This window comes from Arthrobacter globiformis, assembly GCF_046536215.2.
Lineage (GTDB): Bacteria > Actinomycetota > Actinomycetes > Actinomycetales > Micrococcaceae > Arthrobacter > Arthrobacter globiformis_E.
This window is the reverse complement of the sequence record NZ_CM143421.1, coordinates 1,798,282-1,812,523: the sequence shown is the minus strand read 5'-3', so window position 1 is coordinate 1,812,523 and position 14,242 is coordinate 1,798,282. Positions and strand designations below refer to the sequence as shown.

Annotated in this window: 13 protein-coding genes; 7 read left to right on the top strand and 6 right to left on the bottom strand. The window is 65.2% G+C overall.

Annotated features, from left to right (window positions below):
- Window positions 1-233: 233 nt before the first annotated feature.
- Window positions 234-1,034 (bottom strand): FxLYD domain-containing protein, encoded by an 801-nt coding sequence (locus tag R5O87_RS08130; RefSeq protein WP_410554423.1) that lies wholly within the window; start codon window positions 1,032-1,034, stop codon window positions 234-236.
- Between the two features lie 444 nt (window positions 1,035-1,478).
- On the opposite strand from R5O87_RS08130, the gene R5O87_RS08125 reads away from it, so the two are divergent.
- Together R5O87_RS08125 and R5O87_RS08120 are read left to right on the top strand one after the other, a co-directional pair.
- Window positions 1,479-1,784: a hypothetical protein gene (locus R5O87_RS08125; protein ID WP_410554422.1), complete on the top strand. Its 306-nt coding sequence runs from the start codon at window positions 1,479-1,481 to the stop codon at window positions 1,782-1,784.
- Window positions 1,785-2,277: 493 nt separating this feature from the next.
- The gene (locus R5O87_RS08120; RefSeq protein ID WP_410554421.1) at window positions 2,278-2,481 is read left to right on the top strand and encodes an antitoxin MazE family protein; all 204 of its coding nucleotides are present in this window, start codon (window positions 2,278-2,280) and stop codon (window positions 2,479-2,481) included.
- Window positions 2,482-2,517: 36 nt separating this feature from the next.
- Here the strand turns inward: R5O87_RS08120 and R5O87_RS08115 are convergent, their stop codons facing one another.
- From R5O87_RS08115 to R5O87_RS08100, 4 genes are read right to left on the bottom strand one after another with little or no spacing between them, the layout of a single operon-like run.
- Window positions 2,518-3,774, bottom strand: a complete 1,257-nt coding sequence (locus tag R5O87_RS08115) for a Wadjet anti-phage system protein JetD domain-containing protein (protein ID WP_410554420.1) — start codon at window positions 3,772-3,774, stop codon at window positions 2,518-2,520.
- Window positions 3,764-7,159: an ATP-binding protein gene (locus R5O87_RS08110; RefSeq protein ID WP_410554419.1), complete on the bottom strand. Its 3,396-nt coding sequence runs from the start codon at window positions 7,157-7,159 to the stop codon at window positions 3,764-3,766. The genes R5O87_RS08115 and R5O87_RS08110 overlap by 11 nt, the downstream gene beginning before the upstream one ends.
- On the bottom strand, window positions 7,156-7,803 hold the full coding sequence (locus tag R5O87_RS08105) for a DUF4194 domain-containing protein (RefSeq protein WP_410554418.1): 648 nt from the start codon (window positions 7,801-7,803) through the stop codon (window positions 7,156-7,158). Before R5O87_RS08105 ends, R5O87_RS08110 begins: the two co-directional genes overlap by 4 nt.
- Window positions 7,800-9,272, bottom strand: coding sequence for a DUF3375 domain-containing protein (locus R5O87_RS08100; RefSeq protein WP_462836414.1), 1,473 nt, complete (start codon window positions 9,270-9,272; stop codon window positions 7,800-7,802). Before R5O87_RS08100 ends, R5O87_RS08105 begins: the two co-directional genes overlap by 4 nt.
- A 227-nt stretch (window positions 9,273-9,499) precedes the next feature.
- Here R5O87_RS08100 and R5O87_RS08095 point away from each other — a divergent pair, with 227 nt between their 5' ends.
- Complete coding sequence (locus R5O87_RS08095; RefSeq protein ID WP_410554415.1) at window positions 9,500-9,655, top strand: hypothetical protein; 156 nt, start codon at window positions 9,500-9,502, stop codon at window positions 9,653-9,655.
- A 146-nt stretch (window positions 9,656-9,801) separates the two neighbouring features.
- Here the strand turns inward: R5O87_RS08095 and R5O87_RS08090 are convergent, their stop codons facing one another.
- A complete protein-coding gene (locus tag R5O87_RS08090; protein WP_410554414.1) occupies window positions 9,802-10,428 on the bottom strand; it encodes a GntR family transcriptional regulator in 627 nt (208 codons plus the stop codon).
- Between the two features lie 109 nt (window positions 10,429-10,537).
- Here R5O87_RS08090 and R5O87_RS08085 point away from each other — a divergent pair, with 109 nt between their 5' ends.
- Genes R5O87_RS08085 through R5O87_RS08070 form a run of 4 tightly spaced genes read left to right on the top strand, consistent with a single transcriptional unit; the run spans window position 10,538 to window position 14,232 of the window.
- Complete coding sequence (locus R5O87_RS08085; RefSeq protein WP_410554413.1) at window positions 10,538-11,575, top strand: succinylglutamate desuccinylase/aspartoacylase family protein; 1,038 nt, start codon at window positions 10,538-10,540, stop codon at window positions 11,573-11,575.
- Window positions 11,559-12,506, top strand: a complete 948-nt coding sequence (locus tag R5O87_RS08080) for an ABC transporter substrate-binding protein (protein WP_462836413.1) — start codon at window positions 11,559-11,561, stop codon at window positions 12,504-12,506. The genes R5O87_RS08085 and R5O87_RS08080 overlap by 17 nt, the downstream gene beginning before the upstream one ends.
- 8 nt (window positions 12,507-12,514) lie before the next feature.
- Window positions 12,515-13,438 carry an amino acid ABC transporter permease gene (locus tag R5O87_RS08075; RefSeq protein ID WP_410554411.1) on the top strand — a complete coding sequence of 308 codons (924 nt, stop codon included), beginning with the start codon at window positions 12,515-12,517 and terminating at the stop codon, window positions 13,436-13,438.
- Complete coding sequence (locus tag R5O87_RS08070; protein ID WP_410554410.1) at window positions 13,435-14,232, top strand: amino acid ABC transporter ATP-binding protein; 798 nt, start codon at window positions 13,435-13,437, stop codon at window positions 14,230-14,232. Before R5O87_RS08075 ends, R5O87_RS08070 begins: the two co-directional genes overlap by 4 nt.
- Window positions 14,233-14,242: the final 10 nt, after the last annotated feature.

Below are 14,242 nucleotides of genomic sequence, written 5' to 3'. Positions count from 1 at the left end.
ATGCCTCGCTTGCATTTTGTTTGGGGGAATCCCAGCCTAGCAAGTGGTACGCGCTTGTTGGACAAGTTAGTTTCCCTGGAGTTGCCGGGTGGGCACAGAGGGGGCACGAACAGAGGCGCCCGTCCGCAACCAATTCGGCTGCGGACGGGCGAACTGCATTAGACTCCGAGTTGTCCCGGCCGGATTCCTTTATGACCTAAAGCTCCCCGTCCCTCCGGTGGCCCGCTAGGGGCCTACAGTGGCCCGTATCCCGAGACGCCAACCAGGAATGTGGGACAGGGCTCGTCGTAGAAATCCACCTGAAAGGTCACGCTCTGTCCGGCAGCCAGGTCCGCATCGGGCGAGGCGTACCCAGTCTGGCTGCCCAGCAGCTTGCCCTTCGCGTCGAAACAGGTGACATGAACGCCATAGGGTCCGTTCAGCTTGTTTTTGGACGTGTTGGTTGCCTTGCCGGTGATCGCAGTCCCCACGGCGTTGGCCTGGTTGACCTTTAGATCCTGGAAGTAGGGGTCGCCCTCCAGGGGCTTCGAGGCAACCGTGAATTCGAGCTTTGCCGTGGTCGGCAGTTTCGCGTCAATGTAGACGTAACCCAGAGAGATCCCTCCCGCTGGCACTACCGCAGGGGAGAAGCCCTGGCTGCGGCCGGAGGCCAGGATCTTGCCGGCTGCATCCATGGCGGCCCCGGTGACCTCGACACTGGTGATCGGCCCATCGGTGCCGTTGCGCACAGCGACGGGGAGAGTAACGGATCCGATCATATCGACCTTTATGGGGGCGGAAGCTACCACATCGACCTTGCCTGCGCCGCCAGCCGGGAAGGTCGGCTTGGCGTTACCGGCTAGCCACCCGGCCGCGATGGCGTCTGCCGTTGTTCCCATCTTCACTTCGGCCGCGGCCGAACTCGTTGCCGGCACCGCTGACTCAGTGCTGCTGGCGGCCGCCGTGCCGCCGCCGGTCTGAGTGGATGATGCGCCACATCCGCTTGCCGCCAACGCCAGCAGTGCTGCCGCGACGGCACCCAAACGCTTATTCATGTGTCCCCCTGGGAGTGCTTGCTGTCCATGTCGTCACTGACGGCGGACAGGATGATCTGTACGGATAATTAGTACATGAAGTGCAAGAATCTACTGCATTCCGCTGTTCCATGACCGTCCGCAGTGCACGAGGGCAGGGTTTCACCTGTACTTGGCCGGGACGCGTCGTATTTCGGTGGCGTGATGCCAGCGGTTAGCATCAGCGGTATGCGTAAACATGTGGCCGTCCTTGGGGCGACAGCACTACTTCTGGCCGCCTGCTCGGCACCTTCAACCCAGACCTCGGATCAGGCTACCCCGGCCGCTCCCTCTTCGGCGGTCTCAGTCACACCCACGCGCTCGGCGATCCCAACTGCAACGCCGACTCCGACTGCGGCAGCTGACGCAACAACGGTTGCTGCCGCCCTGAAGCCAAAGGTTGCCAGCATCACGAAGATCACCACGGTGACCGAAGCGCTGGACTCGAACAAGCTCCTTGGCCGGCCCAACCAGTACACGTCCGCGGCATGGATCACCGACTCGGGCGCCACGGCGGGGGAGACCGGCATCGACGGCGGTGCCGTCGTTGAAGTGTTCGAAAACGAGGCTGATGCGAAGGCGCGCTCCGCCTACATCTTGCGCGTCCTGAAAGAAGCGGGCCCCGTGCTAGGCACCGAGTGGCACCACATGAAGGGAACCGCCCTACTAAGGGTTAGTGGCCTGCTCAGCCCGAGCGTCAACAAACAGTACGCCACGGCGTTCGGCTCCTAAGTGTTTGTCTGAAGGCCATGTAGCCGAACCGGGCCAACCCATCGGAAACGACGACTGGGTGTGGCAACCGGCGGGGCAGGGTTTCTACAGGCTCACGGGGCGCCGGCGGTGAGGCGGCGAGCGCCCAGTCCCACCGGGAGAGCTCCTGCTCAAGACGCACGGCTGCCGGGTTGTACTTAGTGCCGGCCAGCGACTGGTTGATCTCGCCGATCCGGTTCCCGCCGTCCGGCCGCCGGCTGTCCAGTAACGCGTTTGAACGCCACCGCCTCGTGGATGGCGCGCGTACTCAGAAGCTCTGGCCAACTCGCACCAGCACGGCGCAAAGAAGACCCTTCGCGGACAGTAAGTCTGAGAGCGTTACGGTCTCGGTTCACGATGCCCCATCAGGACCCGGAAATGGCCGGGGGACACCCGTATCCGGGTGTCCTTCGACCGTTTCCGCGTCACAGGGCCAGCACTGCAGACTCGGTCAAGGGGCAGGTAACTTGGAACCATGAGCGTAAGGGATCGGGTTGCGCGGCACCGTGCCGCCATGCGCGAGCGGGGATTCCGGCAGATTCAGATGTGGATCCCGGACGTACGCACGGAGGAGTTCAGGCAAGAGGCGCGGCGCCAGTCGCTCGCGGTTGCCGCTTCGGACTGCGCCGGCGACGACCAGGATTTCATCGAACAGATTTCGGAAGAGTTGCCCGAGTGAATCGTGGCGAGCTGCGCACGGTATTCTGCGGACCACCTAGCGTTTGAGCCTCTCCAGCGCCCAGTCCCAGTTGATGAGTTCCTGCTCGAGGCGGACGGATGATCCGTAGGTGTCATTGCCAAGGGCTTCATATAGCGCACGTTCCTCGGGTGTCAGCCTCGCCAGTGCGACTCTTGAGGGCGACGGTTCCCTTCCCCAAGCGTCTCGGTGAGACAGGAGCGTCTCCTCGTCCATCAGAATGCTTTCCACGTGAGGGTGCACCGCACGAAGCTGATCCAGGATCCGGAAGCCGTGGGTGTCGATGTCACCCCAATACAGGACTTGGCAGTCACGAAGCCATGCCGCCTCCCGCAGAGACGAGAAACCATACCCCGCCCCATACAGCGCCAGCGTGCCCGGGCGTTCCGGCAGCGCGAGGTAGTTGACCTGGTTCTCGGTCGCAATCACGGTGCCTACTGGCAGCTGCAAGGCACTGAAGGCTTCAGCCGTGACGGTGATGTCGCGTGCACCGCCCGGAGCAGGGATCGAAGGATCGAGAATACGGAAGCGGACGAGTTCGGGTGGATGCAGGAACCCGTGCCGGCGGGCGAAGCGGGCCGCAGGAGTGCGGCCGGCACCGTTTTCCAACGCTGCGTCCGAGCCAGCTACATCAGGTTCGGCGACTTCCAAAGGAGCATCGGAGTCTGTGTCCGCTTCGCCGCCGTCGGATGCCGGCGAAAGAGCGACGAGCAGCTGATCAATCACCTGTCGGTGCCGCTCGATGAACTTCGTGTGGACTCCCGGTAGCCCGAGCTGCCGGACGTAGATACCAGGCTCCGGATTGTCCCGAAGCCACAGTGCCACCCTTGCCGCCGCCTCGGCATCCGAACCCAGCTCCAAAAGCTTCAGCGGCCGACGCGCCGCCCAGCCAACCAACAGCGGGTCCAGCTCACCCAGACCCGCAGCCAGCTCCCGGAACCGCCCCGCCTCCCGGGACTTCCTGACAAACCCGATCTCGTCCTCCACGGTCGCGAACACGGCCGCTGCCGGAATTCGGTTGGAGCCAACGGTCCGACGCCCCACCTCAACTGTTTCCAGTTCGTACGGACGAACCCCGGCCACCAGCTCAGCCGCCCACGCGTGGGCCGCAGCGTAATCACTCAACAGGGCTGCCGCCGTCGGACGTTTCAGTGAACGGCGGCGCGGATACGCGCCCGACGGTTCCAGCAGCTCCCGCAGCAACGCCCCGCTATTCCACGCCTTCAGCGACTGCGCCCGCAGCCCCGCGACCGTGGTCCAGGACTCAGCCGGCACGCCGGTCCCGTTCGTCGCGGTATTCCTGGATGGTCATGTTGCGCAGCTGCGAGTCGTCGCCGTTGGTGTTCGCCACGAACCCCACGTGCGAAACGAACGGCTCGATCACATGGATCTTCTGCAGCGGCGTGACGATCAGCAGCTGCAGCTTCATCCGCTGGAACAGCTGCAGCCCGTACCGCGCGGACTCGTCCGACCCGCGCCCGAACGCCTCGTCGATCACCACGAACCGGAAACTCCGGCCGCTGTTCTTGTTCTTGGAAACAGTGTTCCCCGACCCCAGCCCGAACTGGAACGCCAGCGCCGCCGCCAGGATGGTGTACGCCAGCTTCTCCTTCTGCCCGCCGGACTTGCCGCCCGAGTCCGTGAAGTGCTCGAACTCCTCGCCGGTCTCGGTCCACTTCTCCGACGCCGAGAACGTGAACCAGTTCCGCACGTCCGTCACCTTCGCCGTCCACCGCTCATCCAGCGTGGTCAGGCCCTCCCGGCCGCGGAAGCGCTCGATCAGCCGCTCCACCTGCAGGTACTTCTGCTCCGAGTACTGGTCCTCGTCGCCGATGGTCCCCTCCGAGCACGCCCGCAGGTCCACGCCGAACTCGCGCACGTCCTGGTCCGACGTCTGCTGGTGCTCCAGCTGAATGTGCCGGCCAGGGTTGTACTCGATCCCGGCCAGCGACTGGTTGATCTCGCCGATCCGGTTCACGATGTCCTGCCGCCGGCTGTCCAGGAACGCGTTGAACGCCACCACCTCGTGGATGGTGTTCTGGTTCAGCGACTCCTTGAAGTGCGCCTCGAACCGCGGCAGGTCATTGCTGACCAGCTGCTCCAGCAGCCGGTTGTAGTCCGGGGAGGCCTCGAGCGCGGCGTCGATGTCCGTGGTCTCGTTCGGGTACCTGTTGCGGAAGTCCGCCATCAGCCGGACCGTGCCCTCCGCCGCCCGGGCGATCCGCTTGGACAGCGCGTCGATGGTGTCCGTCAGCCCCGACCGGACCGTGCTCTCCGCCGTGCCCGTGTTCTTGTACGTCAGCGTTTTGTCCCCAAGCGCGGCTTGGGTGAGATGTTCGACGGCGGCCAGCACCCCGCCGTCGTCCGTGAGGGGAGTCTCGGTGAGAATGCCGCGGCACTCCTCGATCGCCTCGGCGATGTCCCTGGCGTCCTTCTCGTTGGCGCCCAGGCGCTCGCGCAGCTTGCCGGCCCGCTCCTCCAGCCGCCCCAGCTCGGTAGCGACGGCGGATTCCTTGGCGGTCAGCTGCTTCAGCACGTCGCTGGCCGTCTCCAGCTCGGTCTTCTCGGCCTTGAGCTCCTCGATCCGCCGGGCCGTGAGCTGCCAGCTGATCTCGCCGAAGTCCGCCACCGAGCGGACGGTGCCCAGCTGCTGGTTCTGCCGGCCCAGCGCGCCGAGGTTCTCCATCACCCTGGCCAGCTGCGCCTCCGTGACCTTCAGCTGTCCCCGGACCTCGTCCTGCTCGGCGAGGAAGCGGCTGATCTTGTCGTGGTTGTCCCAGCCGAGCACATAGTTGCGGCGGTCCGTGAGCTCCCGCCGGTCGTCCTTCTCGTGCCTGCCGCGGCCGCCCTTGAGCTGCCCGTTGACGGTGAGCGCCTTGGGGTAGCGGCGGAAGTCCTCGAGCGTGTCACAGCAGAAATGGTCGAACCGGGTGGCGAGCTCGTCCAGCAGGAAGTTGCGGAACGGCGTGCCCGGCTTGATGGCGATCTTCGCCGCCAGCGTCCCCGGCTCCGCCGCCCTGGCCGCGGGGGATTCGCCGATCCGCAGGTAGACCAGCCGGCCCTTCAGGTTGTTGGCGTCCACCCAGCTGCTCACGGCCGCGTAGTGTTCCGCCGGCACCAGCAGGGACAGCGCGAAGCCGTGCAGCGTGCGTTCGGCCGCGCCCTCCCACGCACCCTCGCCGTCCCTTACCCGGAGCAGCTCGCCGGCGTACGGCAGCGCCGCTTCCGCAATCCCCGTGCCGTCACACAGCCGACGGCGGAGGTCCAGCTGGGCGATCGGCAGCAGGTTGGGGCGGGACTGCAGGCTGGTGAGCTCGGCCGCGATGTCCGACGCCCGGCCGGTCAGGACGGTATGCGTCATGGTCAGCTCGGTGCGTCGGTCCTGCAGTTCGTTGGACTGGTCGGTGAGCTGCTGTTCCACCTCGCCGAGCCGTGCCCTGTTGCCGTCGAAGAGCACCTTGTCCTCGGGCGGGCGCAGTCCCAGGTCCTTCGCGGCCTCGGCGTAGGTGTCGAAGCGCTGCCGCTGGGTCCGCGACTCGACGGCGAACCTGGCCATGTCGGCGTCGATGGCAGCGAGCCGGCCGCCGCCGTTGGTTCTGATGTCCTCCTGAACGGCGGACAGCTCGTGCCGCTTCCCGCTGATCTCCGTGCGCAGCTTGGAGCTGTCCTCCTGCAGCCGTTCCCCGGTGCGTTCCAGCTCTGTCTGGTGCTCGAGGCTCAGCTGCAGCTTCCGGTCCGTGAACCAGGGGTGCAGCTGGTCGCGCTGCTGGCGGGCCAGCTCGTCCTCGCGGCTCAGCTTCGCGTGCTGCGCGGCGCCCTCCGTGATGGGCGTCAGCAGGGCGATCTGGTCCTTGGCCCGGAGCACGGCGTCGTGGGCCTTCTTCAGGTCGTCGAAGTGGTGGATGAGGTTGCCGATCCGCTCGCCGACGTTGTCCTCCTCCAGCATGTTGGTCCGCACGAAGGAGGTGATGTTCTCGACCTGCTTCATGGACACCGTGCGGTGGAACAGCTCCATGGCCTGGTTGCCGCTGATGCCGAACTGCCGCTTGAACGCCGCGGCGTAGGGCTCGAAGGTGTCGTGCACTGAGGCGCCGGCGGCCCGGAGCTTCTTCTTCAGCTTCGCGGGGTCCTGGCCGAAGTTGGAGAAGTCGGCCGCAATGGACTGGTCCGCCTCGGCGAGCGAGTAGAAGCGGCTGGGCTGGCCGGCCTCCTGCGTGGCCCACAGGGTGATGGCCAGGGTGACCGACTTGCCGAGGACGGCGTTGTGGAAGACGGCGAGCACCACGGTCAGCGCGCCGGTGCTCCTCAGTGCCACGGGCTTGGAGTACTCGCCGCCGGTGCTGCGCGTGCTCTTGTGGAAGCCGCGCACGTACGACATCAGCGAGCGTTCCTTCTTCTGCGCGCCGGCTGCCTTGTTGTACTCGATCTTGTTCGCGGGCAGCAGCAGCGTGGTGATGGCGTCCACCACCGTCGACTTGCCCGAGCCGATGTCGCCGGTGAGGAGGCTGTTGGCGCCGTCCAGCCGGAACGTCCGGACGCCCTGGTGGAACGTGCCCCAGTTGAGCAGCTCCAGACGGTGCAGCCGGAAGCCCGGGGGAGTCCCGCCGTCGTCCGTCTTTTCCTCCAGGCTGAACAGCGTGTCCTGCAGGTCGGCGGTCACTTGCCGTCCTCCTCTTTGGCCGCTTTGGTGAGTCCAGCTCCGGTGAGAGTCGCGCGGTAGTCCGCCAGCCGCGCGTCGAACTCCTCCAGCCACTGGGCGTCCACGAACGCCTTGAGGATGCGGGCCACCTCGTAGGTGCCGGGCTGGCCGCGGAGTTTGCGCAGGAAGCCGAGGTCCACCACCTTCCGGATGTCGGTGGCGAGCCGGTCCATGACCCGGGCCTCGTTGCTGGATTCGGGCAGGAAGACGGCCACCATGTCCGCGATGTCCTGCTCGGTCATGATGAGCCGGAGCTCGCTGCTGTTGGTGTCGAACTCCAGCATCCGGCCGCGCAGGAGGGCCAGCAGCAGGCTGACGTGGAAGGTCAGCTGCCGGCGCGGGATCAGCCGGGGGAGCGTGCCGTCCGGATCCTCGCGCGACTTCAGGAACGCGTAGCCCTCCGACTCGTCTAGGATCAGGTCCAGCCCCAGCACGGACACGTAGTCGCGGACCTGGGAGGACAGGCCCAGCAGCGACTGCCAGAGCTTCTCGTCCCCCTCGGCGTACAGCACGCCTTTGAAGAGCCGGGTGACGACGCCGGGAAGTTCCTCGGGCGTGCGGCTGTCCGTTTCCGCTGTGGCTGGGAAATTCGCTGCCGGGTTCATGCGGGCCTTCCGAAGATGATCTGTTCGAGGGTGGCTTCGCGGACGCTGCCGTCCTCCAGTTGCCACGCTATCCGCTGCTCGGCGTCCGGGTTGATGGTGGCCCAGTCCGACTCCGTGGCCAGCTGGTAGTACGCCACGATCTCCGCGAGCCCCTGTTCGACGGGGTGCTTCTTGGTGATCTCCGCGAGGGTGGCCTGTTCCGCCCCTTCTGCCAGCACCGCGTCGATGTTGGCCTTGAGGCGTTCCTTGTCCACGTGGAACTGGCTGAAGAGGGCACCGGCGTCCACGTCGGCGTCGTCCGCGGTTTCGATCTGGTCCTCCACCATGACCCGGCGGCTCGGCTCGTACAGCGGGCGTTCGAACGGGAGGGTGATGTCCACATGCGGGGCGCTTACTTCGATGAAGTCCCCTGACGGGGGCTGCTCCCTTGTGGCGAGGGCGCCGGATTCGACGCTGCGGATGAGCTGCATGATGCGCTTGTTCTCCAGGAACACCTTGTCATCCAGCAGCCGGCGCATCTGCTGGGAGAGCTGGCGGACGGTGCCCTGGGTCTGCTCGACGGCGGGCAGCCAGTCCTGGTGCAGGTTGGTGACGGCGGGCAGGTTGTCTGTTTGCTTTAGTGCTTCGATTTGCGTGGCGCGCTGGAGGAGTTCCTGCAGTTTCCGCCTCGACTCCGGCGACATGAGGTAGTCCCAGAAGCCCTGGAACGTCCGGCCCTGCAGGGAGCTGCTGATGTCCTGCTGGTTGGCGAAGATCGATTCGAGCAGCTCGCCCTGCGTGCCGTCCCAGGTGGCGATTTGCTCGCGGACCTGGCGGTCCAGCTTGCGGAAGTTCTGCTCGACCTCGCGGAAGTCTGACAGGAGGTCCTTGGCCAGGGCCTGCAGCTGTTGGAAGTGGTCCAGGGCCTCGGGGGCCGTCATGACGCGGATGTTGCCGTCGCGGATTCTTTGCATCTCGGCGTCGATGTTGTCCCGTTGTTTCTGGAGCTCGTTCAGGCGTACTTCGGGGTCCGTTTCGGACTGCTGGACCAGCCGCTCGAGGACGGCGAAGATGCTGGTGAGTCGCGACTGGGTGGCCACGAAGTCCCTGCCCTTTAGGCTTTCGACCCAGCGGACCACGTCCTCCGCGGCGGGGGTGAGGTCGTAGCGGGGCTCGTCCTGGCCCTGGATGTAGTACTTCCGCAGCCATGCCCTTTCGGGGGCGGCCCAGTCATCGAGGTACTCGGCCGCCTGGCGCGGGAACTTGTCCTCGCCGTAGGCGTCGCGGAGGCCGAAGAGAACGTCGTCGAGGCTGTCGATGAGCTGCTGCCGGCCGAGGTTCCGCTGGTTGGGCCCGGTGAACGCCGCCATGAAGAACGAGATCGCGAGCGGGGCGTTCTGGGCGCGCAGCAGGGACCAGCCTGCATGGTTCTCACGCAGCGCGTTGATTGCGTAGTAGTCCATCCGGTCCTCGGTGGTCGCGGCCCACATCCTGGTAGTTCACTCTAAGGGGCACCCCGGACTTTTAAAGGCAACGCGGGGTCACTTACCGCCCAATTAAGGCCCCTCATTGGGCGCTAAGTGACCCCGCGTTGCAGTAGTGGTGCGCCTGTCCGGCGGGGCCCGACTGCAGACCTTTGCGGATCTTGCTTGAAACTTTCGGTGACCTTGCCCGAACGGGGGCACCATCAGTTCATAGCCTGGAAGGAATGGACATCATGAACGACTTTGTTCCCCGACCGCATGAACCGTATGACGCGCATTGGGTGATCAAACATGACCTGGCGAACATCATCGCCAAGTACACCGACAGGGGCGACCAAGAAACGGCCGCCGTCTACATCGAGGCACTTGCCCGCTACAGCGACGACTGAATCTGGTTTCGACAGGCTCAACCAGCAGGCTTGGGGGAGTGACTGGCGTTCGCCGCGGCCTGAGTTTTTGTCCAGATAATGGCCGCTAAAAGGCCTCCGGAAGCCATTATCTGGACGAAAACTCTGTCCCCGCCACGGACCGGTCCCTAGTCTTTTTCGTGGCACAGGTCCAGGAGCGGAATCAGGGTGTCCGGATCGCCCGCCCGGGCGGCTGCAAGGATGCGGCGGTGGTCATCTGCGACCCGGTCCAGCTTGGCTTTGTCCAGCGGATAGGAGCGCGTGATCAGGCGCTGGACCGGGTTGTCCCAGACGGACTGCAGGGTCTTGAGTAGGAAGCCGTTCTTGGCCGGTGCCGCCAGTCCCAAGTGGAAAGCCCGTGTGGCCGTGAACAGTTCTTCCGGGTCGGCGCTTGCGGCGCCCTCGGCAATCAGCAGCTCCAGCCGGGCGAGTTCGATGTGCGAGTACTGGGCCCCGAACTGCCGGATCGCCATGATCTCCAGCGCCTTGCGGACCTCGTAGATCTCTTCGACTTCCGAGCGGGTCAGCGTCGTGGCGAAATAGCCGGCGCCCGGTTCCAGGGTGGCCAGGCCGTCATGGACCAGGCGGTTCAGGGCATCCCGGACAGGCGTGCGGGAGACGCCGTATTCGCTGGCGAGTTGCTCCTGGACCAGCGGAGCACCCGGGGCAATCACGCCATTGACGATCTCATCGCTGATCCGCTCGTAGATGTGCTCGCTCAGCGGCCGTGCGTTCCTGGCAGCTTGCGCAGGCATTGTTTGCTTCCTTTCCGGTGCAGGACTCTCATAAATCCTACGTGCTTTACATCACGGTATTCACTGTATACAGTGAATCCAATTCTTCCAACCCGGCGAAAGCTGAGCCATGACTTTTACCATTCCACGCATCCCCGGCATTGATTTCGCCGCTCCCGGCAAGCAGTTCGGGTACCTCGAAATCGACCACTCGGACAATGAGTACGACGCCGCCGTCATTCCCTCGCCCATTGCGGTCATCAACGGCGGGGACGGGCCGACCGCGCTGCTGATCGCGGGAACCCACGGCGACGAATTCGAAGGGCAGATCCTGCTCCAGGAACTGATCCGGGCGGTCGACGCCGACGCTGTCACCGGCCGGCTGATCGTGCTGCCCGCCCTGAACATCTGCGCTGTGCGGGAGGGACGACGCGTTGCCAGCGTGGACCGCAAGAACCTGAACCGGGCGATGCCCGGCAACGCCGACGGCGGCCCGGCTGAACAAATCGCCGCGATCGTGGCCGAGGAACTCATCTCCCTGGCCGATTACGTCCTGGACATACACTCCGGCGGGACGGCTTCGGAATACGTGGCGTCCTCCTTCGTCTACCCTGGCCCCACGCCGGAGCTCTGGGCAGCGAAGGTTGCCGCGGTGGAGGCTTTCAATGCGCCGTACTCCGTGGCGGTCAAGCCCATGATGAAGACCGGCTCGATCAGCGGCGCCGCCGATCTGGCAGGCGTGCCGATGATTTCCACGGAACTCGGCGGCCGGGGAACGGTCTCCGTTCCGATCCTCCGGCGGGCCCGGGCAGGTCTCCGCTCCCTCCTGGACCACTGGGGCGTGCTCAAGGACGAGGGCTCCCGCAGCGCCCGGGCTGAAGCTGTCCAGTGGGTCGAGCTCACGGGGGCCTCGGCGGTCCATTCCACCCTGGCCGGACTCATGGAACCCGTCGCGGAACTGGGGCAAAGGGTCAGGGCAGGGGAGCTAGTGGCCCGGGTCCACCCTGTGGAGGAGCTGGACCGGCCCGCAAAAGAATTCCATGCACCCATGGACGGGGTGGTCGCAGTCGTGCGGCACCCCACCGTCGTCAATATCGGCACCACCCTGGTCAACATCGCGGTTGACCACGGATCAACCCCACCGAAAGGCAATGATGCTACGTTCTAGAGCCATCGCAGGCGGCAGCCTGCTCCTTGCAGGGGCCATCGGATTATCCGCCTGTACCACGGCGTCCCTTGACGCCGGAAACGAAGCCGGTGCCACCGCCGTCGGGCAGAAAAACACGGAAGTCTCCGCGGCACCCTTCAACGCCGCGGCGGCCGGCTTGCTGCCCCCCGGCGTCAGGGCCAGGGGGACCCTCGTGGTGGGAACCGATCCCACATTCGCGCCCTACGAGTTTTATGCCAGCGACAACAAGACCGTGGTCGGGTGGGACGCCGACTTCGCGAAGGCGCTCGGCGAAACGCTGGGACTGAAGATCCAGATGGTGCCCGCGACGTTCGACACCATCCTGCCCGGGGTCAGCTCACACAAGTACGACGTAGGCATCTCGGGCTTCAACGTCACGGCCGAACGCATGAAGAACGCCGACTTCGCCGTGTACCAGAGCAGCGGTTCCGGGCTTGCGGTCAAGGCCGGAAATCCGCGGAAACTGTCGGTGGACCCGATGAAGCTCTGCGGCATGAAGGTGGGCGGCGAAAAGGGAACCACGCAGGGAATCGAAACCCTCCCGGAGTTCTCGAAGAAATGCGTCGACGCCGGAAACCAGCCCATCGACATCCAACTCTTCCCGTCACAGCACGAAGCGAACCTGGCCCTCATGTCCGGGCGGGTGGACGGCGTCCTGTCGGGCACCATTGCCATGGGGTACTCCAGCAAGCTCTCCGGCGGTGCCTTCGAGCTGGCGGGCGGCGAAGACTACGCGCCGACTCCGGTTGGTATCGCCATGCCGAAGGGATCACCGCTCACCGGGGCGATCGTGGCCGCGGTGAGGGCAATTGTTGCCGGTGAGAGCTACAAGCAGATCAATGCCAGGTACGGAATTCCGCAGTCCGTGACCGTGAGCCCCGACGCCGTTGACGCAAGCGGTGCCCGATGAGCCGGCTCATGAGCACGCCTGCGGCAACGTGCACCGGGCAATATACGGTGGTGCCCGCCCGGCACCCCTGGCGCTGGGTGGCCGGCAGCGCCGTTGTCCTGCTCGCTGCGCTTCTGTTTGCCTCGGCCGTGAGCAACCCGCGGTTCGGATGGGACAAGGTGGCGCTGTATTTCCGTGACGTGACGGTCGTCAACGGGATCGGGATCACCCTGTTCCTGACCGTTGTGTGCATGACGGCAGGCGTCGGCCTCGGCGTGCTCCTGGCCGTGATGCAGCTGTCCCCCAACCCCGTGGTCAAGGCCTCCGCCGGCGCCTACGTCACGATCTTCCGGGGAACTCCCGTGCTGGTGCAGCTGCTCTTCTGGTTCAACCTGTCTGCCCTTTACCCGGAAATCACCTTCGGCATTCCCGGGGTCAGCCTCGACGCGAACCAGCTCATCACCCCGTTGGCCGCTGCGATCCTGGGCCTCGGACTTAATGAGGCGGCGTACATGTCGGAAATCGTGCGCGCCGGAATCCAGTCCATTGACCAGGGCCAGAGCGAAGCCGCCGGAGCGCTCGGACTCTCCCGGCTCCAAACCCTCCGGCGCGTGGTGCTGCCGCAGGCCATGCGGGTCATCATTCCGCCAACGGGCAACGAGTTCATCGGCATGCTCAAGATGACGTCGCTGGTCAGCGTCCTCGCGGTCCCCGAACTGCTGTATTCGGCACAGATCATCTACTCCAAGAACCTGCAGGTGGTTCCGCTGCTGATGGTCGCGAGCATCTGGTACATCATCATCACCACCGTCTTCACCGTGGGCCAGGGTTATCTCGAACGCCGCTTCTCCCGGGGAACGTCCCGTTCCGTTCCGCCGACGGCGATGGAGCGGCTGCGGAAGTACTTCAGGGTCCACGCCCCGCTGGCCACCGAAAAAGGAAACGCATCATGACCACCGAGACGATGAGCCCGGCGACGCAGCCGGCCACGCCCCTTGTGCGGGCAGAAGGTGTCCGTAAGAGGTTCGGCAGCAACGAGGTCCTCAAAGGCATCGACCTGGCAGTGGGAAGCGGCGAAGTGGTCTGCCTGATCGGCGCATCCGGATCCGGCAAAAGCACCTTCCTGCGCTGCGTGAACCACCTTGAAAAGATCGACGGCGGCCTGCTGTGGGTGGGTGATCGCGTGGTGGGCTACCGGCTCAAAGGCAACAAACTCCACGAGCAGTCGCACAACGAAATCTGCGCCGACCGCACGGACATCGGCATGGTCTTCCAGCACTTCAACCTGTTCCCGCACATGACAGTTTTGGAAAACCTGATGGAGGCCCCGCTCAGGGTGCTCAAACAGCGCAAGGACGCGGTCCGGCGTCGGGCACTGGAACTGCTGGCGAAGGTGGGCCTGCAGGACAAGGCGGGAGCTTACCCGCGTCACCTTTCGGGCGGCCAGCAGCAGCGCGTGGCGATTGCCCGGGCGCTGTGCATGCAGCCGAAGCTGATGCTGTTCGATGAGCCGACGTCGGCGCTGGACCCCGAACTGGTGGGCGAGGTGCTGCGCGTCATGAAGGACCTTGCCAGCAGCGGAATGACCATGATCGTGGTGACGCATGAAATGGGCTTCGCCCGGGATGTGGCCGACCGTGTGGTGTTCATGCATGACGGGCGGATCATCGAGGACGGCCCGGCGGCGTCCGTCATCAACAACCCGACGCACGAACGGACCCGGGCGTTCCTGTCCGCGGTGCTCTAAGCCCCCGAAA